General features: G+C 61.1%; 21 protein-coding genes. 8 read left to right on the forward strand and 13 right to left on the reverse strand.

Going from position 1 to position 21,161, the window contains the following annotated elements; genetic code table 11:
• Window positions 1-92: 92 nt before the first annotated feature.
• The 6 genes from AAEZ10_RS05730 to dadA form a co-directional block, all read right to left on the reverse strand.
• Window positions 93-2,015, reverse strand: coding sequence for an acetyl-CoA hydrolase/transferase C-terminal domain-containing protein (locus tag AAEZ10_RS05730; RefSeq protein WP_282382630.1), 1,923 nt, complete (start codon window positions 2,013-2,015; stop codon window positions 93-95).
• 170 nt (window positions 2,016-2,185) lie between these two features.
• Window positions 2,186-2,599, reverse strand: coding sequence for a c-type cytochrome (locus AAEZ10_RS05735; protein WP_073470925.1), 414 nt, complete (start codon window positions 2,597-2,599; stop codon window positions 2,186-2,188).
• Window positions 2,600-2,780: 181 nt separating this feature from the next.
• Entirely contained in the window at window positions 2,781-3,329 is a 549-nt protein-coding gene (locus tag AAEZ10_RS05740) for a cupin domain-containing protein (protein WP_016772566.1), read from the reverse strand.
• An 88-nt stretch (window positions 3,330-3,417) separates the two neighbouring features.
• On the reverse strand, window positions 3,418-4,491 hold the full coding sequence (alr, locus tag AAEZ10_RS05745; protein WP_051600813.1) for an alanine racemase: 1,074 nt from the start codon (window positions 4,489-4,491) through the stop codon (window positions 3,418-3,420).
• 93 nt (window positions 4,492-4,584) lie between these two features.
• On the reverse strand, window positions 4,585-4,938 hold the full coding sequence (locus tag AAEZ10_RS05750) for a RidA family protein (RefSeq protein ID WP_016772564.1): 354 nt from the start codon (window positions 4,936-4,938) through the stop codon (window positions 4,585-4,587).
• The gene (gene dadA, locus AAEZ10_RS05755; protein ID WP_350568351.1) at window positions 4,910-6,214 is read right to left on the reverse strand and encodes a D-amino acid dehydrogenase; all 1,305 of its coding nucleotides are present in this window, start codon (window positions 6,212-6,214) and stop codon (window positions 4,910-4,912) included. Before dadA ends, AAEZ10_RS05750 begins: the two co-directional genes overlap by 29 nt.
• A gap of 153 nt (window positions 6,215-6,367) precedes the next feature.
• On the opposite strand from dadA, the gene AAEZ10_RS05760 reads away from it, so the two are divergent.
• A complete protein-coding gene (locus AAEZ10_RS05760) occupies window positions 6,368-6,856 on the forward strand; it encodes an Lrp/AsnC ligand binding domain-containing protein (RefSeq protein ID WP_010465173.1) in 489 nt (162 codons plus the stop codon).
• A gap of 120 nt (window positions 6,857-6,976) precedes the next feature.
• Here AAEZ10_RS05760 and AAEZ10_RS05765 read toward each other — a convergent pair whose 3' ends face one another.
• Window positions 6,977-7,330, reverse strand: coding sequence for a YkgJ family cysteine cluster protein (locus AAEZ10_RS05765; RefSeq protein ID WP_123441968.1), 354 nt, complete (start codon window positions 7,328-7,330; stop codon window positions 6,977-6,979).
• Window positions 7,331-7,476: 146 nt separating this feature from the next.
• Here AAEZ10_RS05765 and AAEZ10_RS05770 point away from each other — a divergent pair, with 146 nt between their 5' ends.
• On the forward strand, window positions 7,477-8,787 hold the full coding sequence (locus AAEZ10_RS05770) for an NAD(P)/FAD-dependent oxidoreductase (RefSeq protein WP_073470923.1): 1,311 nt from the start codon (window positions 7,477-7,479) through the stop codon (window positions 8,785-8,787).
• Between the two features lie 120 nt (window positions 8,788-8,907).
• Here the strand turns inward: AAEZ10_RS05770 and AAEZ10_RS05775 are convergent, their stop codons facing one another.
• A complete protein-coding gene (locus AAEZ10_RS05775) occupies window positions 8,908-9,150 on the reverse strand; it encodes a DUF1127 domain-containing protein (RefSeq protein WP_130928426.1) in 243 nt (80 codons plus the stop codon).
• Window positions 9,151-9,325: 175 nt separating this feature from the next.
• Between AAEZ10_RS05775 and AAEZ10_RS05780 the strand changes: the two genes are divergently transcribed.
• A complete protein-coding gene (locus AAEZ10_RS05780; RefSeq protein ID WP_041476641.1) occupies window positions 9,326-10,747 on the forward strand; it encodes an aminotransferase-like domain-containing protein in 1,422 nt (473 codons plus the stop codon).
• 61 nt (window positions 10,748-10,808) lie between these two features.
• On the forward strand, window positions 10,809-12,377 hold the full coding sequence (locus AAEZ10_RS05785; protein WP_151551988.1) for a phospholipase D family protein: 1,569 nt from the start codon (window positions 10,809-10,811) through the stop codon (window positions 12,375-12,377).
• A 33-nt stretch (window positions 12,378-12,410) separates the two neighbouring features.
• Here the strand turns inward: AAEZ10_RS05785 and AAEZ10_RS05790 are convergent, their stop codons facing one another.
• Window positions 12,411-13,556: an MFS transporter gene (locus AAEZ10_RS05790; RefSeq protein ID WP_016772557.1), complete on the reverse strand. Its 1,146-nt coding sequence runs from the start codon at window positions 13,554-13,556 to the stop codon at window positions 12,411-12,413.
• A 261-nt stretch (window positions 13,557-13,817) separates the two neighbouring features.
• Window positions 13,818-15,311, reverse strand: a complete 1,494-nt coding sequence (locus AAEZ10_RS05795; RefSeq protein WP_016772556.1) for an aldehyde dehydrogenase — start codon at window positions 15,309-15,311, stop codon at window positions 13,818-13,820.
• 236 nt (window positions 15,312-15,547) lie between these two features.
• Between AAEZ10_RS05795 and AAEZ10_RS05800 the strand changes: the two genes are divergently transcribed.
• Window positions 15,548-15,910: a cupin domain-containing protein gene (locus AAEZ10_RS05800; RefSeq protein WP_073470919.1), complete on the forward strand. Its 363-nt coding sequence runs from the start codon at window positions 15,548-15,550 to the stop codon at window positions 15,908-15,910.
• 161 nt (window positions 15,911-16,071) lie between these two features.
• On the opposite strand, the gene rpmG is transcribed toward AAEZ10_RS05800, so the two are convergent.
• Window positions 16,072-16,227: a 50S ribosomal protein L33 gene (gene rpmG, locus AAEZ10_RS05805; protein ID WP_016772554.1), complete on the reverse strand. Its 156-nt coding sequence runs from the start codon at window positions 16,225-16,227 to the stop codon at window positions 16,072-16,074.
• An 11-nt stretch (window positions 16,228-16,238) separates the two neighbouring features.
• Window positions 16,239-16,472, reverse strand: a complete 234-nt coding sequence (gene rpmB / locus AAEZ10_RS05810; RefSeq protein ID WP_007920377.1) for a 50S ribosomal protein L28 — start codon at window positions 16,470-16,472, stop codon at window positions 16,239-16,241.
• A gap of 446 nt (window positions 16,473-16,918) precedes the next feature.
• On the opposite strand from rpmB, the gene AAEZ10_RS05815 reads away from it, so the two are divergent.
• Window positions 16,919-18,508: an ABC transporter substrate-binding protein gene (locus AAEZ10_RS05815; protein WP_282382668.1), complete on the forward strand. Its 1,590-nt coding sequence runs from the start codon at window positions 16,919-16,921 to the stop codon at window positions 18,506-18,508.
• Between the two features lie 77 nt (window positions 18,509-18,585).
• Here AAEZ10_RS05815 and radC read toward each other — a convergent pair whose 3' ends face one another.
• Entirely contained in the window at window positions 18,586-19,260 is a 675-nt protein-coding gene (gene radC / locus AAEZ10_RS05820) for a RadC family protein (protein ID WP_056791587.1), read from the reverse strand.
• 133 nt (window positions 19,261-19,393) lie between these two features.
• Between radC and coaBC the strand changes: the two genes are divergently transcribed.
• Both coaBC and dut read left to right on the forward strand, forming a co-directional pair.
• Window positions 19,394-20,602, forward strand: a complete 1,209-nt coding sequence (gene coaBC, locus AAEZ10_RS05825; RefSeq protein WP_016772551.1) for a bifunctional phosphopantothenoylcysteine decarboxylase/phosphopantothenate--cysteine ligase CoaBC — start codon at window positions 19,394-19,396, stop codon at window positions 20,600-20,602.
• A gap of 5 nt (window positions 20,603-20,607) precedes the next feature.
• Window positions 20,608-21,063, forward strand: coding sequence for a dUTP diphosphatase (gene dut / locus AAEZ10_RS05830; protein ID WP_016772550.1), 456 nt, complete (start codon window positions 20,608-20,610; stop codon window positions 21,061-21,063).
• The last annotated feature ends 98 nt before the right edge of the window (window positions 21,064-21,161 follow it).

The following is a 21,161-nucleotide window of genomic DNA, read 5'->3' on the forward strand; positions in this document are numbered from 1 at the left end:
CCTGCTCGCGATGGCGTAGTAACAGCCAACATATTCGGCTCTGATACACCATCATCGCGAGCAAGCTCCCGCATTCGGTTTTGTGGGGGCAGTTACTGTGCGGTAGCTTTCAGGCCTGTGAGCAGCAGGCGTTGGAAAAGGTCCTCCTTCAGGCCCTCCGGATTCGTCAGTTGCATCCGTTCAAGATGTTCCGGGAACACTGAGGCCTCCGGCGCATCCAGCGCTGCCTTGCCCAAGTCGAGAATCTCGGTCAGCTTGAACTTGCTCTTCAGCCAGTTCAGCGCCCGCAGCAGATCCCGTTCGATGGCGGTGAAATCACAGCCCAGCGGATACTCCGGAAACAGATTCGGATGCCGTGCGGCAATCGCCTGCAAGCGTTGCGGTGTGTTGTCGGCAAATCGTGGATCGAGACGGAAGTCCTTCGGCAGCTTGCCGACTGTCTGCGCCTTTTCGATCAGTCCCGGCTGGAACCGCGAGTCGCTGATATTGAGCAACGCTTCGATCACCGCCGCGTCGGATTTGCCGCGCAGATCAGCGATGCCGTACTCGGTGACGACGATGTCGCGCAGGTGCCGCGGGATCGTGCAGTGGCCGTAGTCCCAGACGATATTGGAACTGACCTCGCCGCCCGATTCGCGCCAGCTGCGCAGGATCAACATCGATCGCGCGCCTTCCAGCGCGTGGCCCTGAGCAACAAAGTTGTACTGGCCGCCAACCCCGCTGAGCACGCGTCCGTCCGCCAATTGATCAGCCACGCCGGCGCCGAGCAGAGTCATGGTGAACACGGTGTTGATGAAGCGCGCATCGATGCGCTGCAAGCGCTTGAGCTCTTCCTGGCCGTACAGCTCGTTGATGTAGCTGATGCGGGTCATGTTGAATTCCAGCAGCTTGCTTTGCGGCAACTCGCGCAGCCGCTCATAAAAACTGCGCGGGCCAAGGAAGAAGCCGCCGTGCACCGAGATACCGTCGGGCTGCGCGGCTTCGTCGAGGGTACCGGCGTTGGCCTGCTCCTGAGTCGGCACATCCGGATAGACCTTGCGCCGAATGATCCCGGCATCCGCCAATACCAACAGCCCGTTGACGAACATCTCGCTGCAACCGTAAAGGCCTTTGGCAAATGGCGCGGTGCCGCCCTCGCGCTGGATCAATTGCGCCCATTGGCTGAGGTTGATGTCATCGAGCAACGCCTGATAACCGGCGTTATCGGCCTGACGGGCAAGTAGCGCAGCAGTCAACGCGTCCCCCATCGAGCCGATACCAATTTGCAATGTGCCGCCATCGCGCACCAGCGTACTGGCGTGCAAGCCAATGAAATGATCCTGAAAGCCCACGGGCATGTTCGGCGTGGAAAACAGCGTGCTGCTGTCCTTTTCGTCGATCAGCAAATCAAACGTGTCGATGTCGACTTCCGCATCGCCGGGCATGTACGGCAGATCCGTATGCACCTGGCCGACCAGCACAATGGTCTCCCCCGCCTCGCGGCGCTTGGCGATCATCGGCAACAGGTCGAGGGTGATGTCCGGGTTGCAGCTCAGGCTTAAGCGATCAGGGTGTTCGCTGCTGCTGGCGAGCAATTGCGCCACCAGATTGAGACCCGCTGCGTTGATGTCGCGAGCGGCATGGCTGTAATTGCTGCTGACGTAATCCTGCTGCGCCGGCGCGCTGTTGAGCAGACTGCCCGGCTGCATGAAAAACTGCTGGATACGGATGTTGGCGGGCAGGCTGTCGCGCTGCAGATCGGCGAGGAAATCGAACTCCGGATAATCACCAAACACGCGCTCGACGAAGGGCTCGATAAAGCGCTTCTGCAAGCCATCGCCCAGATTCGGCCGACCGAGGCACAGCGCGGTATAGATCGTCAGCTGCCGCTCGGGCAGGTCCTGGATGCGCCGGTACAGCGCGTTGACGAAGTTATTCGGCTTGCCCAGCCCCAGCGGCAGGCCCATGTGGATGTGCGCAGGCAAACGCGCCAGCACGTCGTCCACCGCCTGTTCGATCGAACACAACTGCACCATCTGAAGCCTCCCGCCCGTTCCGTTGATAGGGGTAGACCGAGATTGCCTTGAGTTTGCTGCAAAGGACAGCGTTTGGTTCGGAGGGACCAAGGCCTGGATGAATCGGGAAACCAGAAACCACAGACACAAAAAAACCGTCCGAAGACGGTTTTTTTCAAAGCCGGCGCTGATTACAGACCGGACATCTCTTTGATCGCACCCTTGAGCTCTTCATCGGTGCAATCGGCGCAGGTGCCTTTTGGCGGCATGGCGTTGATGCCGGTGATAGCTTTGGCGAGGATGCCGTCGAGGCCACCCTGATGGTCAGCGCGCTCCTTCCAGGCTGCAGTGTCCTTGATTTTCGGCGCGCCCAACAGGCCGGTACCGTGACAAGCGTTGCAGTGCTTGGCAATCACCTCGTCCGGGGTTCTCGCCCCGCCACCGCCGCCAGCCGTCGCGGCCACTTCCATACCCTTGCATTCCTGCCCTTGAACACACACCTGGCCGACGGGCTCGAGGCGTTTGGCGATGTCGTCATTTGTCGCAGCTTGAGCGCTGACAGCCCAGAGGGCCAGTACGGTTGCTGGTGCAGCCAGCATTTTCATAATTAGGTTCACGCGTTCACCCTCAATGGTGGCTATTCACGCCTGCGGCCACGGTTCGCAGGCGGGCGCAAGTATAGCGGGTAGGCCGCTGTACTGAAACAACCCCATGGTTAGAGGGGTCTTGTTGCCCATCGGTAAAACGGTTCTGGGGCCTTTGCCATATCGGCCTGGCGCCTTCTGCTTAAAAATTCGCCGGCGTGGCTGCGCTGATTAGTCGCGCCGGCACGTCGAACGGGTTACGGAAACGATGCGGCTTGGTACTTTCAAAATAGTAGCTGTCGCCGGCTTCGAGGATAAAAGTTTCCAGACCCACCACCAGTTCGAGGCGGCCTTCCACCAGAATCCCGGTTTCCTCGCCCTCGTGGGTGAGCATTTCTTCGCCGGTGTCGGCGCCCGGCGGGTAGATTTCGTTGAGGAAGGCGATGGCGCGGCTCGGGTGGGCGCGGCCGACCAGTTTCATGGTCACGGCGCCGTCGGAGATGTCGATCAGCTCATTGGCCTTGTAGACGATCTGGGTCGGTTGGTCCTGCAGGATCTCTTCGGAAAAGAACTCGACCATCGACATGGGAATCCCGCCGAGCACCTTTCTCAGCGAACTGATCGAAGGGCTGACGCTGTTCTTTTCGATCATCGAAATGGTGCTGTTGGTGACGCCCGCGCGTTTGGCGAGTTCACGCTGGGAAAGCCCTTTGAGCTTGCGGATCGATTGCAGTCGTTCACCGACGTCCAAGGCGGGAGCCTCCTGATGTTGTAAGAATATTGAGCGTTATCATGGCGACAGCGTTCAGTATTTACAACAGCTGGCCCCCGCAGCGGCGTCAACCCTCGGAATAGAGCCTTGGCACCCGCTTCAGGTTGCAGAAGATCTGATACGGGATGGTATCGGCCCACTTTGCCACGTCGCTGGCGAGGATGTTCTTACCCCACAACTCGACGGTCGAGCCAAGCCCCGCTTCCGCTACGTCGGTCAGATCGATGCAGAGCATGTCCATCGACACGCGCCCCAGCAAGCGGCTGGGTTTGCCAGCCACCAGCACCGGCGTGCCGGTCGGCGCCTGGCGCGGGTAGCCGTCGGCGTAACCCATGGCGACCACGCCGATGCGCATCGGCTTGTCGGTGATGAATCTGGCGCCATAGCCGATCGGTTCGCCGGCCGGCAATTCACGCACACTGATGACTTTCGATTCGAGAGTCATCACCGGTTGCAGGCGTTCAGCGACGGCGTTGGCTTCTTCGAACGGGGTCGCGCCGTAGAGCATGATGCCCGGACGTACCCAGTCGCTTTGGATTTCTGGCCATCCGAGCACCGCTGGCGAGTTGCGCAAGCTGACTTCCGCCGCCAGCCCCTGACGCGCCGCTTCGAACACCGCGACCTGCTCGGCACTGCTTTGCGCATGCAGTTCATCGGCGCGGGCGAAGTGGCTCATCAACACGATTTTTGCCACTTTGCCGCTGGCCAGCAGACGCTGATAGGCCGCTGGATAATCTTTCGGATGCAGGCCGACGCGGTGCATGCCGGAATCGAGCTTGAGCCATACCGTGATCGGTTTGCTCAGGACTGCCTGCTCGATCGCTTCGAGCTGCCACAGCGAATGCACCACGCACCAGAAATCATGCTCAACGATCAACGCCAGCTCGTCAGCTTCGAAGAAGCCTTCCAGCAGCAATACCGGCGCGCGAATCCCGGCGGAACGCAGCTCCAGTGCTTCTTCAATGCAGGCCACCGCAAACCCGTCAGCCTCGGCTTCCAGCGCCTGGGCGCAACGTACCGCGCCATGGCCATAGGCGTCCGCCTTGATCACCGCGAGCGCCTTGGCGCCGGTGACTTCACGGGCAATTCGGTAGTTGTGACGCAGGGCTTGAAGGTCGATCAGGGCACGGGCAGGACGCATGGCGGCAGACTTCTGGGCGGTCATGGGAAGAAAAACCGGCGCTGACTGACGACGTGAACCGCCAACAGCACCGGGAGAGGGATCTTGGGAACGTTATGGCAGCGCGGCGACGATGGAGATCTCCACCAGAATGCTCGGCTTGGCCATCTTCGCTTCGACGGTGGCGCGGGCCGGCGCGGCGCCTTTTGGCAGCCACTGGTCCCACACCGCATTCATCCCGGCGAAGTGCGCTTCGATGTCGTTCAAATAGATCGTTGCCGACAACAGATGCTGTTTGTCCGTCCCGGCCAGATCGAGCAGACGTTCTATATTGGCGAGCACGTCGCGGGTCTGCTGTTCAATTCCGGCGTCGAAGTCGTCGCCGACCTGCCCGGCCAGATACACGGTGCCGTTGTGGCTGACGATCTGACTCATGCGCTCATTGGTGAGCTGGCGCTGGATTGACATGTTTTGCGGACTCCTGGGTCTGGTTGCCGTAACGGGAAATATCGAGGCCTTCAGCGCTGATCTGCGGCTTTTTCTTCGCCATCAGGTCGGCGAGCAAACGGCCGGAACCACAGGCCATGGTCCAGCCGAGCGTACCGTGACCGGTGTTGAGGAACAGATTCTTGAACGGCGTGGCGCCAACGATCGGCGTACCGTCCGGCGTGGTCGGGCGCAGGCCGGTCCAGAAACTTGCTTCGGCCAGATTGCCGCCCTGAGGATAAAGGTCGTTGACGATCATCTCCAGGGTTTCGCGCCGACGCGGGTTCAGCGACAGGTCAAAACCGGCAATCTCGGCCATGCCGCCGACGCGGATGCGGTTGTCGAAACGGGTGATCGCGACCTTGTAGGTCTCGTCGAGAATGGTTGAAGTCGGCGCCATCGCCGGATCGGTGATCGGCACGGTCAGCGAGTAGCCCTTGAGCGGATACACCGGAGCCTTGATGCCCAGCGGCTTGAGCAGTTGCGGCGAGTAGCTGCCGAGCGCCAGCACGTAGCGGTCAGCGGTTTCCAGCTTGCCGTCGATCCACACACCGTTGATGCGATCACCGGCGTAATCGAGCTTCTGGATGTCCTGGCCGAAACGGAATTCCACACCGAGCTTGCGCGCCATTTCGGCGAGACGGGTAGTGAAGATCTGGCAGTCGCCGGTCTGGTCGTTGGGCAGACGCAGGGCCCCAGCGAGAATGTCAGTCACGCCCGCCAGAGCCGGTTCGACGCGGGCAATGCCGGCGCGGTCGAGGACTTCAAACGGCACGCCGGATTCATTCAGCACGGCGATGTCTTTGGCGGCGTTATCCAGTTGCGCCTGAGTACGGAACAACTGCGTGGTGCCGAGGCTGCGGCCTTCGTAGGCGATACCGGTTTCGGCGCGTAATTCATCGAGGCAGTCGCGGCTGTACTCGGACAGACGCACCATGCGCTCCTTGTTCACCGCGTAACGGCTGGCGGTGCAGTTGCGCAGCATTTGCGCCATCCACAGGTACTGATCGATGTCGGCAGTGGCTTTGATCGCCAGCGGCGCGTGGCGTTGCAGCAGCCACTTGATGGCCTTGAGCGGGACGCCCGGCGCAGCCCACGGCGAGGCGTAACCCGGCGATACCTGGCCGGCGTTGGCGAAACTGGTCTCCATGGCCGCAGCAGGCTGCCGGTCGACCACCACCACTTCAAACCCGGCACGGGCCAGATAGTAAGCACTGGCGGTACCGATGACGCCGCTACCCAAGACCATGACGCGCATTTTCAATCCCTCATCGCGGCTTTTCGCCGAACTGTTTGTTAGAGCAATGATGGGCGCAGTGTAAAAAAGAAATGCCAGTGCTTTTCACTATATAAGCGCCTATATTTGGCGACAATTCTCGGCAAAAACCCTTTTCACGGAGGCGCATCCCCTATGCGTACCAACACTCAGACCAAACGTGAGCTGGACAAGATCGACCGCAACATCCTGCGCATCCTGCAAGCGGACGGGCGGATTTCCTTCACCGAACTGGGCGAAAAGGTCGGCCTCTCGACCACGCCGTGCACCGAGCGCGTGCGGCGTCTCGAGCGCGAGGGGATCATCATGGGCTACAACGCCCGGCTCAATCCGCAGCATTTGAAGGGTAGCCTGCTGGTGTTCGTCGAGATCAGCCTCGACTACAAATCCGGTGACACATTCGAAGAGTTCCGACGCGCGGTGCTGAAGCTGCCGCATGTGCTGGAGTGCCATTTGGTGTCAGGGGATTTCGACTATCTGGTGAAGGCGCGGATTTCCGAGATGGCCTCGTATCGCAAACTGCTCGGCGACATTCTGTTGAAGCTGCCGCATGTGCGTGAATCGAAGAGCTATATCGTCATGGAAGAGGTGAAAGAGAGCCTGTGCCTGCCGATTCCGGATTGATCACCGCAATGATCGTTCCCACGCTCTGCGTGGGAATGCAGCCCGGAACGCTCTGCGTCTCAAAGGCCGAACGCGGAGCGTCCGAAGAGGCATTCCCACGCAGAGCGTGGGAACGATCGCTTACACCAACACCTGCCGATTCGCCGCCATGTACTCGAAAATCTGCTTCTCGACCCGTGGATGTATCAACTCCACCGGCCGCCGCTCGTTCGGGCACGGCAGGGTCTTGGTCGTACCAAACAATCGACAGATCAGCGGCCGCTCTTCATACACCGTGCAGCCATTCGGCCCCAGGTGCACACAGTTGAGTTCTTCCAGCGCGGCATCCTGCTCGGCGCGGGTCTTGCGCGGCAGCCGGGCCATTTCCTCGGGCGAAGTGGTCACCGGCCCGCAGCAGTCGTGGCAGCCCGGCACGCAGTCGAACGTGGGGATCTGCTGACGCAGGTTGCGGATTTTCTGGCTGTTGCAGCTCATCGAAACGGTGACCAAAGTGGCGGGCTGATGATTGTGCCGCAAAAGCCCGGATCCAGACACCGCAGGCCGACCGATGTTGCCCACGTTCGGGCGGGCGGCTTATGCTCCGTCAAATTTTCTCGACACTCAGCCGTTGGATGATGCCCATGACCGCCCGCGCCCCGACCACCGCGAGCCAACCCCACGTTGCCTCTTATTACGCCGCCAGCAGCCTGCCGCAGCCTGACCATCCCGTGCTGCAAGGCGAGGTGGTGGCGGATGTCTGCGTGGTCGGCGGCGGCTTTTCCGGGCTGAATACGGCGCTGGAACTGGCCGAACGCGGTTTCAGCGTGGTGCTGCTGGAAGCGCACAGGATCGGCTGGGGCGCCAGCGGTCGCAACGGCGGGCAGTTGATTCGCGGCGTCGGTCACGGCCTTGATCAGTTCGCCAATGTCATCGGTGCCGAAGGCGTGCGCGAGATGAAACTCATGGGCCTGGAAGCGGTGGAGATTGTCCGCCGGCGCGTCGAGCGTTTCGGCATTGCCTGCGACCTGACCTGGGGCTACTGCGACCTCGCCAACAAGCCTTCCGATCTCGACGGTTTCGCCGAAGATGCCGAAGAACTCCGCAGCCTGGGTTACCGCTACGAAACCCGTCTGTTGCAGGCCAGTGAAATGCACACCGTGGTCGGTTCCAAGCGCTATGTCGGCGGCTTGATCGACATGGGCTCCGGACATCTGCATCCGCTGAATCTGGCGCTGGGCGAAGCGGCAGCGGCGCAGCAACTGGGCGTGCAGTTGTTCGAGCGTTCGGCCGTGACGCGCATCGATTACGGCCCCGAAGTAAAGGTGCACACCGCGCAAGGCTCGGTGCGGGCCAAAACTCTGGTATTGGGCTGCAATGCCTATCTCAATGACCTCAACCCGCAACTGAGCGGCAAGGTCCTGCCTGCCGGCAGTTACATCATCGCCACCGAACCGCTGAGCGCAGAGCAGGCGCACAACCTGCTGCCGCAGAACATGGCGGTCTGCGACCAGCGGGTGGCGCTGGATTACTACCGGCTCTCGGCGGATCGACGTTTGCTGTTCGGCGGCGCGTGTCATTACTCGGGACGCGATCCGAAAGACATCGGCGCCTATATGCAGCCGAAGATGCTTGAAGTGTTCCCGCAACTGGCCGGGGTGAAAATCGATTATCAGTGGGGCGGAATGATCGGCATCGGTGCCAACCGCCTGCCGCAGATTGGCCGGCTCGCCGAGCAGCCGAACGTGTATTACGCCCAGGCGTATTCCGGACATGGGGTGAATGCCACCCACTTGGCCGGCAAGCTGCTGGCCGAAGCGATCAGCGGGCAGCACAGCGGCGGCTTTGATCTGTTCGCCCAGGTGCCGCACATCACCTTCCCCGGCGGCAAGCACTTGCGCTCGCCGTTGTTGGCGTTGGGGATGTTGTGGCATCGGCTGAAAGAGTTGGTCTGACGAATCAGGATCGTTCCCACGCTCCGCGTGGGAATGCATCCAGTGACGCTCTGCGTCACAGCGGACGCAGAGCGTGCGGGGCGGCGTTCCCACGCAGAGCGTGGGAACGCTCTGTGGTATTCATATCCGCCAGAACGGCTTCAACCCCTCCTCCCTTGCCTGCTCCAGCGTCAGCCCGACATCCTTGAGCTGCTCCGGCGTCAGTCCCAACAACGCCTTGCGCGTGTGCAGACGATGCCAGAACAGACCCCAGCGACTGAGGCCGGACGGCGCGTTACGCAGCAGATTGCGCGCGTTGTCCTTCTGCCCTGCCGCCAGTTCCTGACTGTGTAACGTCAGCCGCACATCGCTCAAGCCGTTCATTTTCGTTGCTCCTGTTTACTTGGGTAGCCAGAGATTCCATGATGCGCGGGCGAGCAAAACCATTACAGACTCAACGAACCTGTATTAACTCCATACAGATTTGCCGATTCGTCGACTGAATGACTGATTTTTGCCGAATCTGTACTGGTTTCCACCAAGACGCACCGAGGCTGCCATGACTCTGTATGTAAACCTCGCCGAATTGCTCGGCACCCGCATCGAACAAGGTTTCTATCGCCCCGGCGATCGCTTGCCGTCGGTGCGCGCCTTGAGTGTCGAGCACGGAGTCAGTTTGAGCACGGTGCAGCAGGCCTATCGCGTGCTTGAAGACAGCGGCCTCGCCACGCCGAAACCCAAGTCTGGCTACTTTGTCCCAGTCGGCCGCGAGTTGCCGGAGCTCCCCGCCGTAGGCCGCCCGGCGCAGCGGCCAGTGGAGATTTCGCAATGGGATCAGGTGCTGGAACTCATTCGCGCGGTGCCACGCAAGGATGTCGTGCAATTGGGCCGTGGCATGCCCGATGTTGGCTCACCTACCATGAAGCCGCTGCTGCGCGGACTGGCGCGAATCAGCCGGCGGCAGGACATGCCCGGCCTGTATTACGACAACATCCACGGCAACCTTGAACTGCGCGAACAGATCGCACGGCTGATGCTCGATTCCGGCTGTCAGTTAAGCGCCAGCGATCTGGTCATCACCACTGGCTGCCACGAAGCGCTGTCCACCAGCATCCACGCGATCTGCGAGCCGGGCGACATCGTCGCGGTGGACTCGCCGAGCTTCCACGGCGCCATGCAGACCCTCAAAGGCCTGGGCATGAAAGCCCTGGAAATCCCCACCGACCCGCTCACCGGGATCAGCCTCGACGCCTTGGAACTGGCCTTGGAGCAGTGGCCGATCAAGGCCATTCAGCTCACGCCCAACTGCAACAACCCGCTCGGCTACGTCATGCCCGAGTCGCGCAAACGCGCGCTGTTGACGCTCGCCCAGCGTTTCGACGTGGCGATCATTGAAGACGATGTGTATGGCGAACTTGCCTACACCTATCCGCGCCCGCGCACGATCAAATCCTTCGATGAAGACGGCCGCGTGTTGCTGTGCAGCTCGTTCTCCAAAACCTTGGCGCCGGGGCTGCGCATCGGCTGGGTGGCGCCGGGCCGATATCTCGAGCGGGTGCTGCACATGAAATACATCAGCACCGGCTCCACCGCGCCACAACCGCAGATCGCCATCGCCGAATTCATCAAGGCCGGCCATTTCGAGCCGCACTTGCGGCGTATGCGCATGCAGTACCAACGCAATCGTGACGCGATGATCGACTGGGTGACGCGCTATTTCCCGGCCGGCACCCGCGCCAGTCGCCCGCAGGGCAGCTTCATGCTCTGGGTGGAACTGCCGGAGGGCTTCGACACGCTGAAACTGAATCGCGCGCTGCACGATCAGGGCGTACAGATTGCCGTTGGCAGCATCTTTTCCGCCTCCGGCAAGTACCGCAATTGTCTGCGGATGAACTACGCTGCCAAACCAACAGCGCAGATCGAAGAAGCGGTGCGCAAGGTCGGCGCTGCGGCAATCAAATTACTCGCCGAGACCGACTGACCTTTTTTGCGCGCCCGGCGTCCAAATTGCCGACCTCAGCCGCCAACCGGAACGATCCTACGTGAGCTTCAGACAGCCCTTACTCGCTTCACTGATACTCGCCTCGTTCCTCAGCGGCTGCGCCAGCCTCGATGTGCCGCGCGAACCAAGCCAGGCCCTGCCGGCGTCGGACTCCAGCTTCGGCCGCTCGATCCAGGCTCAGGCCGCACCCTACAAAGGGCAATCGGGGTTTCGTCTGCTCTCGGACAGCGGTGAGGCCTTTACCGCCCGGGCCGAGCTGATTCGCCATGCCCAGGTCAGCCTCGATTTGCAGTACTACATCGTCCACGACGGCATCAGCACGCGGATGTTGGTGGAGGAAGTGCTCAAGGCTGCCGACCGTGGTGTGCGCGTGCGCATCCTGCTCGACGACACCACCAGCGACGGCCTCGACCAGATCATCGCGACGCTGGCGGCACATCCGCAGATCCAGATTCGCTTGTTCAATCCGTTGCACCTGGGGCGCAGCACCGGCGTAACACGCGCGGCCGGGCGACTGTTCAATCTGTCCGTGCAGCACCGGCGCATGCACAACAAGTTGTGGCTGGCGGACAACAGCGCGGCCATCGTCGGCGGGCGCAATCTGGGCGATGAATATTTCGATGCCGAAGCCAACCTGAATTTCACCGACATCGACATGCTCAGCATCGGCCCGGTGGCCGAGCAGCTCGGGCACAGTTTCGACCAGTACTGGAACAGCGCGCTGAGCAAGCCGATCGACGAATTCCTCTCCAGCCAACCGACCGCCGCCGACCTGCAAAACACGCGCACGCGCCTGGAAGAGTCGCTGGAAGAAACCCGCAAGCAGAACCACGCGCTGTATCAGCAGTTGATGAAGTTCACCACGGACCCGCGCATGGACATCTGGCGCAAGGAGCTGATCTGGGCCTGGAACCAGGCCTTGTGGGACGCGCCGAGCAAGGTGCTGTCCAAGGGCGAACCGGATCCGCATCTGCTGCTGACCACGCAACTGGCACCGGAGCTGACCGGCGTCAGCAAAGAGCTGATCATGATTTCCGCCTACTTTGTGCCGGGCCAGCCAGGGCTGGTTTACCTGACCGGGCGCGCCGATGCCGGGGTCTCCGTGAGCCTGCTGACCAATTCGCTGGAGGCTACCGACGTGCCGGCGGTGCATGGCGGTTACGCGCCCTATCGCAAGGCGTTGCTCGAACACGGCGTGAAACTCTATGAACTGCGCCGCCAGCCTGGGGATAACTACGGCAGCGGGCCACGCGTGTTCTACAGCAAGTCGTTTCGCGGCTCGGATTCCAGCCTGCACAGCAAGGCGATGATCTTTGATCGACGCAAATCGTTTATCGGCTCGTTCAATTTCGACCCGCGCTCGGTGCTGTGGAACACCGAAGTCGGCGTGCTCGTCGACAGCCCGGAACTGGCCGAGCATGTGCGCGCACTGGCATTGCAAGGCATGGCGCCGACCTTGAGTTATCAGGCGAAACTCGAGGACGGCAAGGTCGTCTGGGTCACCGAGGACAACGGCCAGATGCACACCCTGACCAAGGAACCGGGGAGCTGGTGGCGGCGCTTCAACTCATGGTTCAGCACCAGCGTCGGCCTGGAGCGGATGTTGTAAGTCCGTCTGTCAATGATCCCTTGTGGGATGCGCTCAGGCTGCTTCTGCTGTTGTGCCAAAGGCGCCTTGGCGCAACAACAAAAGCACCAGACCAAACGCCCCAGCCGCCATCAACAGTGGCAACGCATGCCCATTGATCCACTGACTCCCCGCCCCCGCCGCCAGCGGCCCGACCAGACAACCGACACCCCACAATTGCGCGATGTGCGCATTGGCGCGAACCAGCGCATCGTCTCGATAACGCTCGCCAATCAGAATCAGCGACAGGGTGAACAAGCCGCCGGCACTGGCGCCGAACAGCACCCACAACGGCCAGATCAGCAGCGTGTCGAGCAACATCGGAATGGCCAGACTCGACAGCATCAACACCACCGCGCATCCGGCGAACAGCGTGCGCCGCGACAGGTAATCGGCCAACGCGCCGATCGGTAATTGCAGCAGCGCATCGCCGACCACCACGGTGCTGACCATGGCCAGCGCGATTTCGGCGGTGAACCCCTGTTGCAGGCAGTACACCGGCAGCAACGTCAGGATCATCGCTTCGAACGCGGCGAACAATGACACCGCCCAGGCAATCGCCGGCAGCTCACGGGCGAAGCCCCACAGATCACCAAACGTGACGCTGTTGGCCTCGCTGCTCGGCGCGCCGCTGCGCCCCAGCAGCAGGAAAGGCGAGAGCGTCAGCAGACCGACCCCGACCCAGAAACCGTAATCATGCTCGGTACCCAGCGCACCCAGCAGCAACGGACCGGACAGCTGGCTCAGCGCATAGCTGCTGCCATACAGCGCCACCAGACGCCCGCGCCACTGCTCGACCACCAGCTGATTGATCCAGCTCTCGCCGAGGATGAACACGATGGTCAGGATCACACCGATCAGCAGGCGCAGCAGCAACCAGATCGGGTAACTCGGCAGCAGCGCCAGCAGGCCGATCGACAATGCCCCGGCCCACAGGCACAGTCGCATCAGGTTCGCCGTGCCGAAATACGCGGCGAGATGGCTGGAAATCTTCGCCCCCAGCAGCACGCCGATTGCCGGCATGGCCGCCATCACACCGATGGCGAACGAGCCGTAGCCCCAGCCTTCCAGGCGCAACGACACCAGCGGCATGCTGACCCCCAGGGCCAGACCGACACTCAAGACAGACGCCAACACGGCGAAATACGTCGCCCACCGCATGTTCCACGCTCCTGTGGATATTTTTATATGCACCACAAAATCACTGTGGGAGCGAGCCCCTGTGGCGAGGGGATTTATCCCCGTTGGGTCGCGCAGCGGCCCCAAAACCTGCAACCACGATGTACCAGGTACACCGCGTGCAATGGTTTAGCGACTGCTTCGCAGCCGAACGGGGATAAATCCCCTCTCCACAGAGGCTAGCTCCCACAGGGGATCTCTGTTTGGTCAGGAAGCCCGGAGTAGCGGGCTCCCGTCAGCGGCTTACAGCTTGATCCACGTCGCCTTCAACTCGGTGTACTTGTCGAAGGCATGCAGCGATTTGTCGCGACCGTTGCCCGACTGTTTGAAGCCACCGAACGGCGCGGTCATGTCGCCGCCATCGTACTGGTTGACCCACACGCTACCGGCGCGCAAGGCCTTGGCGGTCAGGTGCGCCTTGGAGATGTCCTGGGTCCACACCGCTGCGGCCAGACCGTATGGCGTGTCGTTGGCAATCTGGATGGCTTCTTCGGCGCTGTCGAAAGCGATCACCGACAACACTGGGCCGAAAATCTCTTCCTGGGCAATCTTCATCGCGTTGCTCACACCATCGAAAATGGTCGGCTCAACGTAAGTGCCGCCGGTCTCCTGGAGGATGCGCTTGCCGCCGGCGACCAGTTTGGCGCCATCGCTATGGCCGGATTCGATGTACGACAGCACGGTGTTCATCTGCTGGGTATCGACCAGCGCACCGACGTTGGTCGCCGGGTCCAGCGGATTGCCCGGCTTCCAGGCTTTCAGCGCTTCGATCACCATCGGCAGGAATTTGTCCTTGATCGAGCGCTCGACCAGCAGACGCGAACCGGCGGTGCAGACTTCGCCCTGGTTGAAGGCGATGGCGCTGGCGGCGGATTCAGCGGCGGCCTGCAGATCCGGCGCATCGGCGAAGACGATGTTCGGGCTCTTGCCGCCGGCTTCCAGCCAGACGCGCTTCATGTTCGATTCGCCGGCGTAGACCATCAGTTGCTTGGCGATCTTGGTCGAACCGGTGAACACCAGCGTGTCGACGTCATTGTGCAGACCCAGCGCCTTGCCGACGGTGTGGCCATAGCCCGGCAGTACGTTGAGCACGCCTTTGGGAATACCGGCTTCAATGGCCAGCGCAGCGATGCGGATGGCAGTCAGCGGCGATTTTTCCGACGGCTTGAGGATCACCGAGTTACCGGTCGACAGCGCCGGGCCGAGTTTCCAGCAGGCCATCATCAGCGGGAAGTTCCACGGCACGATAGCGCCGACCACGCCGACCGGCTCACGAGTTACCAGGCCCAGTTGATCATGTGGGGTCGCGGCGACTTCGTCGTAGATCTTGTCGATCGCCTCGCCGCTCCAGCTCAGCGCCTGCGCCGCGCCCGGCACGTCGATGTACAGCGAATCGCTGATCGGCTTGCCCATGTCGAGAGTTTCCAGCAGTGCCAGTTCTTCCGCGTGCTGTTTCAGCAGGCTGGCGAAGCGGATCATGGTGGCTTTGCGCTTGGTCGGCGCCAGGCGCGACCAGACGCCGGAATTGAAAGTAGCGCGGGCGTTTTCTACAGCACGGTCGGCGTCGGCGGCGTCACAGCTGGCGATCTTGCCGAGCAGGCGGCCATCGACCGGGCTGATGCATTCGAAGGTTTCGCCGGAGACGGCGTCAGTGTATTCGCCATTCAGGAAGGCGCGGCCTTCGATTTTCAGATCGCGGGCGCGTTGTTCCCAGTCGGCACGAGTCAGGGTGGTCATTCGGGTGTCCTCCTCTTATTGAATACGAGCACCGCAAGCGCTGCGGCGCTGTTCAAGAATTCTGCCCGGCCAGCCTGCACTTTCGGCCCGAGGCACCCGCCACCCTAAACCAGCGGCCGGGTTTGTTTCAATATATTTGACATAAGCTGGCCATACGGCCTTGCGGTGTTCATTTTAATAAACATAGACTTTGGCCCATTCCAGCCCACGCGCCGTCATTAGCGGAGAAAACAACAATGAACATCCAGAACGTCGTCGACATCAGCCTCGCCAGCAGCGAAGCCGAGCGCTATCGGCCGGACCCGGCGAAAGTGCTGAAGGGCGATCCTGAGCAGGCGGTGTTTCATCAATACGAAAGCCCTTGTGGGCAAATGGGCGTGGGCGTGTGGGAAGGCGCGGTAGGTCAGTGGACGGTGAATTACACCGAGCATGAGTACTGCGAGATTCTGCAGGGGGTTTCGGTATTGCGTGACAGCGATGGCAATGCCAAGACCTTGCGCGCTGGTGATCGCTTCGTGATTCCGGCGGGGTTTCGCGGCACTTGGGAAGTGCTGGAGGCTTGCCGCAAGGTTTATGTGATCTTTGAACAGAAGGCTTGAGTCTTCGCGCTGACCTTAGCGGCCCCTTCGCGAGCAGGCTCGCTCCCACATTCGAACGCATTCCATTGTGGGAGCGCAGGACAGGCAACACCAAATCCGAGGCAAACAAAAAAGGCCCGCATCTCACGATACGGGCCTTTTTCGCAGTCAGGAAAAATCAATTACTTGATTTTGCCTTCCTTGTACATCACGTGCTTGCGAACAACCGGATCATATTTCTTGATCTCGATTTTGTCCGGGGTAGTACGCTTGTTCTTGTCGGTAGTGTAGAAGTGACCAGTACCGGCGCTCGAGATCAAACGAATCAATTCACGCATGATTAGCTCCCTTAAATCTTGCCATCGCGGCGAAGTTCGGCGAGCACGACAGTGATGCCACGCTTGTCGATGATACGCATGCCTTTGGCAGATACGCGCAGACGCACAAAACGTTTCTCTTCTTCAACCCAGAAGCGGTGATGCTGCAGGTTCGGCAGGAAACGACGACGGGTTTTGTTGTTTGCGTGGGAAATGTTATTCCCAGTCACCGGACCCTTACCGGTAACTTGACATACTCTCGACATGCCTCAGCCCTCTAAAACCACATGCCCAACCCGGCATGGGTTGGCCGCTTAATCTCTCAGTCATTTGGCGCCAGGCGCCGCGTTTCTTTAGAGGTCTTACCGGCTACACCTACAGTGAAGGAACCGGGCCCCTAGAAAAGAGCGCTGCTTTATACCAGAAAGACCGGGGTGCAACAACAATCGGTGTGCAATCAATCGGCAAAAGGGCGATTTTTTCCGCCGCAGACGCCTTGGACAAAGGCTGCGGCCAGTTTTGACCACTCGTCGCAGAAATCCCGTCCTACAGGCGATTCAGACTTTTCATCCCCCTGCCCACGCTCGAAACCGCGCAAGAGTGCGCCTGAAAATGCAAAAAGGGGATAGTCATTTGCAATTCAGAGCTCTAGGGTAGGACTTTTCCAGACTGCACTTGCAGATGGGCCTTCGATCTGTAAAGGAAACCGACCATGCGCCTCGCTGCCCTACCCCTGTTACTCGCTCCGCTGTTGCTGAGCCCCCTCGCCCAGGCCGCTGCGTTGAGCGTGTGTACCGAGGCCAGTCCCGAAGGGTTCGACGTGGTGCAGTACAACTCGCTGACCACCACCAATGCTTCGGCTGACGTACTGATGAACCGCTTGGTGGATTTCGACACCGCCAGTGGCAAGGTCATCCCGAGCCTGGCCGACAGCTGGGAAGTCAGCACCGACGGCCTGACCTACGTGTTCAAGCTGCACCCGCAGGTGAAATTTCATACAACCGATTATTTCAAGCCGAGCCGCGAACTAAGTGCTGAAGACGTCAAGTTCAGCTTCGACCGCATGCTCGACCCGGCCAACCCCTGGCACAAAGTCGCCCAGAGCGGCTTCCCCCATGCGCAGTCGATGCAACTGCCGACCCTGATCAAGAAGATCGACGCCCTCGACCCGCTGACCGTGCGCTTTACCCTCGACCATCCGGATTCGACCTTCCTCGCGACCCTGAGCATGGGCTTCGCCTCGATCTATTCCGCCGAATATGCCGACAAACTGATGAAGGCCGGCGCCACCGACAAACTCAACAGCCAGCCAATCGGCACCGGCCCGTTCGTGTTCAATCGCTTCCAGAAAGACGCGGCGATTCGCTACAAGGCCAATCCGGACTATTTCCGTGGCAAGCCTGCCATCGACCCGTTGATTTTCGCCATCACGCCGGACGCCAACGTTCGCCTGCAAAAGCTGCGGCGCAACGAATGCCAGATCGCCCTGTCGCCAAAACCACTGGACGTACAGGCTGCGCTGAAGGAGCCGACGCTGAAAGTCGAAAAGACTGACGCCTTCATGACCGCTTTCGTGGGCATCAACAGCCAGCATCCGCCACTGGACAAACCGGAAGTGCGCCAGGCGATCAACCTCGCTTTCGACAAGGCCAACTACATCAAAGCCGTGTTCGAAGACACCGCCGAAGCGGCCAACGGCCCGTACCCGCCGAACACCTGGAGCTATGCCAAGAACCTGCCGGGCTATCCACACGACGTGGCCAAAGCCAAGGCGCTGCTGGCCAAGGCCGGCTTGAAGGATGGCTTCCAGACCACAATCTGGACGCGTCCATCAGGCAGCCTGCTCAACCCGAACCCGAGTCTCGGCGCGCAGATGTTGCAGTCGGATCTGGCCGAGATCGGCATCCAGGCGGAGATCCGCGTGATCGAGTGGGGCGAACTGATTCGCCGCGCCAAGGCCGGCGAACACGACCTGCTGTTCATGGGCTGGGCCGGCGACAACGGCGACCCGGACAACTTCCTCACCCCGCAGTTTTCCTGCGCGGCGGTGAAATCCGGGACCAACTTCGCGCGGTACTGCAACGCCGATCTGGACAAGCTGATCAGCGCCGGCAAGACCACCAGCGAACAAGGCGTACGCACCAAGCTGTATGAACAGGCACAGGCGCAGATCCAGCAGCAGGCGTTGTGGCTGCCACTGGCGCACCCGACGGCCTACGCTTTGACGCGCAAGGATGTTCAGGGGTATTCCGTCAGCCCGTTCGGCCGCCAGGATTACTCCAAGATCAGCCTCAAGCCCTAAGCGGCAAGCGGCAAGCTAGAGCACTCCGCGCGCAGCTCCAGCTTGCCGCTTGCAGCTAGAGGCTTGCCGCTGCTCTTTTACATCCAGCCACACTCCGCCATCGACAGCGGTTCGCCGTCGCCGATGATGAAGTGATCGAGCACTCGCACGTCAATCAGCTCCAGCGCTTTCTGCAGGCGCTTGGTCAGCAGCCGATCGGCCTGACTCGGATCGGTGTTGCCGGACGGGTGGTTGTGACACAGGATCACCGCTGCGGCGTTATTGGCCAGCGCGCGCTTCACCACCTCCCGAGGATGCACGCTGGTGTTGTCGATCGAGCCGCGAAACAGCGCCTCGAAATTCAGCACCTGGTGCTTTGAATCGAGAAACAGGCAGCCGAACACCTCGTGCGGCTCATGCCGCAGCATCGCCTTGAGGTAATCGCGGACGACCTGAGGGTTCTCCAGCGCCGGTTTCTGCCGTGAGCGCTCGGCCAGATGGCGCTTGCTCATTTCCTGCGCGGCTTGCAGCTGGGCGAACTTGGCCGGGCCGAGGCCCAATTGTTTGCTGAATGCGTCCTGATCGGCCTCGAGCAGCAAACGCAGGCCACCGAATTGCGTCAGCAGATGTCTGGCGAGGTCGACAGCGCTTTTTCCGGGCAATCCGGTGCGCAGAAAAATCGCCAACAACTCAGCGTCCGAAAGACTCCCTGCGCCGTGTTCCAACAGCCTTTCCCGCGGCCGTTCCGCCGCCGGCCAATCGCGAATACTCATAGCACCTCCTTGTCTGTGGGCGCCGCTGTTCCGTAGCGGTCGCTGTGATATCGTAGCCCATCTTTTTGGCGGTCGATTCAACCCTGGGGAGGGGCATCGCACCGCCGTCATCAACGAAATGAAAGGCAGACCTATGCAGCGGCTGTATCGGAAACGCATCGTTCTGGGCGTCGGCGGCGGCATTGCGGCCTACAAGAGCGCCGATCTGGTTCGCCGCCTGATCGACCAGGGTGCCGAAGTGCGCGTGGTCATGACCCATGGCGGCGCCGAATTCATTACCCCGCTGACCATGCAGGCCCTGTCGGGCCACCCGGTTCACCTCGACTTGCTCGACCCTGCCGCCGAAGCCGCCATGGGCCATATCGAGCTGGCGAAATGGGCCGATCTGGTGCTGATCGCCCCGGCCACCGCCGACCTGATCGCCCGTCTGGCCCAAGGCATTGCCAACGATCTGCTGACCACGCTGGTGCTGGCCACTGATGCCGTGGTTGCCGTCGCACCAGCGATGAACCAGGCGATGTGGCGCGACCCGGCGACCCAGGCCAACCTGCAACTGTTGGAGAGCCGTGGCCTGAAGACTTTCGGCCCGGCCTCGGGCAGCCAGGCCTGCGGCGACGTCGGCATGGGCCGCATGATGGAAGCCACCGATCTGGCACTGCTCGCCGCCGATTGCTTCCAGCGCCAGGCATTGACCGGCAAGCATGTGGTGATCACCGCCGGCCCGACTCAGGAAAACATCGACCCGGTGCGCTACATCACCAACCACAGCTCCGGCAAAATGGGTTTTGCCCTCGCCGAAGCAGCCGTGGAAGCCGGCGCCCGTGTCACTTTGATCAGCGGCCCGGTGCACTTGCCGACGCCTGATCGCGTGACGCGGATCGATGTGGTCAGCGCCCGCGACATGCTCGCCGCCTGCGAATCGGCCATGCCTTGCGACGTGTTCATCTCGTCGGCAGCGGTGGCGGACTACCGCCCGGAAGTAGTAGCTCCGCATAAACTCAAGAAAGATCCTACGAGCGGTGACGGCTTCGTCCTGCAAATGGTGCGCAACCCGGACATCCTGGCCACCATCGCGACCCGTCCCGACCGTCCGTTCAGTGTCGGCTTCGCCGCCGAAACCGAACACCTGCTCGACTACGCTGCACGCAAGCTGAAGGACAAGAATCTCGATCTGATCGTCGCCAACGACGTCGCCAACCCGAGCATCGGTTTCAACAGCGAAGAAAACGCCTGCAGCGTCATCGACCGTGAGCTGCACGCCACGGTTTTCGCCCAGACCAGCAAGAGCAAGATCGCTCGCCAACTGGTCACTTTTATCGCCGAACGTCTGAACCAGGTTTAATTTACATGCACGCTTTGCAAGCCAAGATCCTCGATCCACGCATCGGCACCGAATTCCCGCTGCCGCAATACGCCACGCCGGGCTCCGCCGGCCTCGACCTGCGCGCCATGCTGGAACAGGACATCGTGATCAAACCGGGTGAAACCGTGCTGATTCCCACCGGCCTGTCGGTGTACATCGGCGACCCGAATCTCGCCGCACTGATCCTGCCTCGCTCGGGCATGGGCCACAAACACGGCATCGTGCTGGGCAATCTGGTCGGCCTGATCGACTCCGATTACCAGGGTCCGCTGATGGTCTCCTGCTGGAACCGCGGCCAGAGCGACTTCACCATGACCGTCGGCGAACGCCTGGCGCAATTGGTGCTGGTACCGGTAGTGCAAGCACATTTCGAAATGGTTGAAGAGTTTGTCGAGACCGAGCGCGGTACCGGCGGCTTTGGCCACACTGGCACCAAATAACCGGACAGAAATTATGGTGGTGAGGGGATTTATCCCCTCACCACAAAAAATGCGCTACATCGGCAGCAGGTTTTAACACCGTAAATCAAGGTTTTGCC

Origin of the sequence: Pseudomonas sp. H26/SER47-MNA-CIBAN-0231 (genome assembly GCF_040310465.1) — a bacterium.
Classification (GTDB): domain Bacteria; phylum Pseudomonadota; class Gammaproteobacteria; order Pseudomonadales; family Pseudomonadaceae; genus Aquipseudomonas; species Aquipseudomonas atacamensis.

Bases quoted from the DNA above. Each gene is read 5' to 3' on its own strand.
- coaBC (WP_016772551.1), top strand. From the start codon at position 19,394: ATGCAGCGGCTGTATCGGAAACGCATCGTTCTGGGCGTCGGCGGCGGC.
- AAEZ10_RS05790 (WP_016772557.1), bottom strand. From the start codon at position 13,556: ATGCGGTGGGCGACGTATTTCGCCGTGTTGGCGTCTGTCTTGAGTGTC.
- AAEZ10_RS05770 (WP_073470923.1), top strand. From the start codon at position 7,477: ATGACCGCCCGCGCCCCGACCACCGCGAGCCAACCCCACGTTGCCTCT.
- alr (WP_051600813.1), bottom strand. From the start codon at position 4,491: ATGCGTCCTGCCCGTGCCCTGATCGACCTTCAAGCCCTGCGTCACAAC.
- AAEZ10_RS05765 (WP_123441968.1), bottom strand. From the start codon at position 7,330: ATGAGCTGCAACAGCCAGAAAATCCGCAACCTGCGTCAGCAGATCCCC.
- dadA (WP_350568351.1), bottom strand. From the start codon at position 6,214: ATGCGCGTCATGGTCTTGGGTAGCGGCGTCATCGGTACCGCCAGTGCT.
- dut (WP_016772550.1), top strand. From the start codon at position 20,608: ATGCACGCTTTGCAAGCCAAGATCCTCGATCCACGCATCGGCACCGAA.
- AAEZ10_RS05760 (WP_010465173.1), top strand. From the start codon at position 6,368: ATGCGTACCAACACTCAGACCAAACGTGAGCTGGACAAGATCGACCGC.
- AAEZ10_RS05750 (WP_016772564.1), bottom strand. From the start codon at position 4,938: ATGTCAATCCAGCGCCAGCTCACCAATGAGCGCATGAGTCAGATCGTC.
- AAEZ10_RS05800 (WP_073470919.1), top strand. From the start codon at position 15,548: ATGAACATCCAGAACGTCGTCGACATCAGCCTCGCCAGCAGCGAAGCC.
- AAEZ10_RS05775 (WP_130928426.1), bottom strand. From the start codon at position 9,150: ATGAACGGCTTGAGCGATGTGCGGCTGACGTTACACAGTCAGGAACTG.
- rpmG (WP_016772554.1), bottom strand. From the start codon at position 16,227: ATGCGTGAATTGATTCGTTTGATCTCGAGCGCCGGTACTGGTCACTTC.
- AAEZ10_RS05795 (WP_016772556.1), bottom strand. From the start codon at position 15,311: ATGACCACCCTGACTCGTGCCGACTGGGAACAACGCGCCCGCGATCTG.
- AAEZ10_RS05780 (WP_041476641.1), top strand. From the start codon at position 9,326: ATGACTCTGTATGTAAACCTCGCCGAATTGCTCGGCACCCGCATCGAA.
- radC (WP_056791587.1), bottom strand. From the start codon at position 19,260: ATGAGTATTCGCGATTGGCCGGCGGCGGAACGGCCGCGGGAAAGGCTG.
- AAEZ10_RS05735 (WP_073470925.1), bottom strand. From the start codon at position 2,599: ATGAAAATGCTGGCTGCACCAGCAACCGTACTGGCCCTCTGGGCTGTC.
- AAEZ10_RS05815 (WP_282382668.1), top strand. From the start codon at position 16,919: ATGCGCCTCGCTGCCCTACCCCTGTTACTCGCTCCGCTGTTGCTGAGC.
- rpmB (WP_007920377.1), bottom strand. From the start codon at position 16,472: ATGTCGAGAGTATGTCAAGTTACCGGTAAGGGTCCGGTGACTGGGAAT.
- AAEZ10_RS05730 (WP_282382630.1), bottom strand. From the start codon at position 2,015: ATGGTGCAGTTGTGTTCGATCGAACAGGCGGTGGACGACGTGCTGGCG.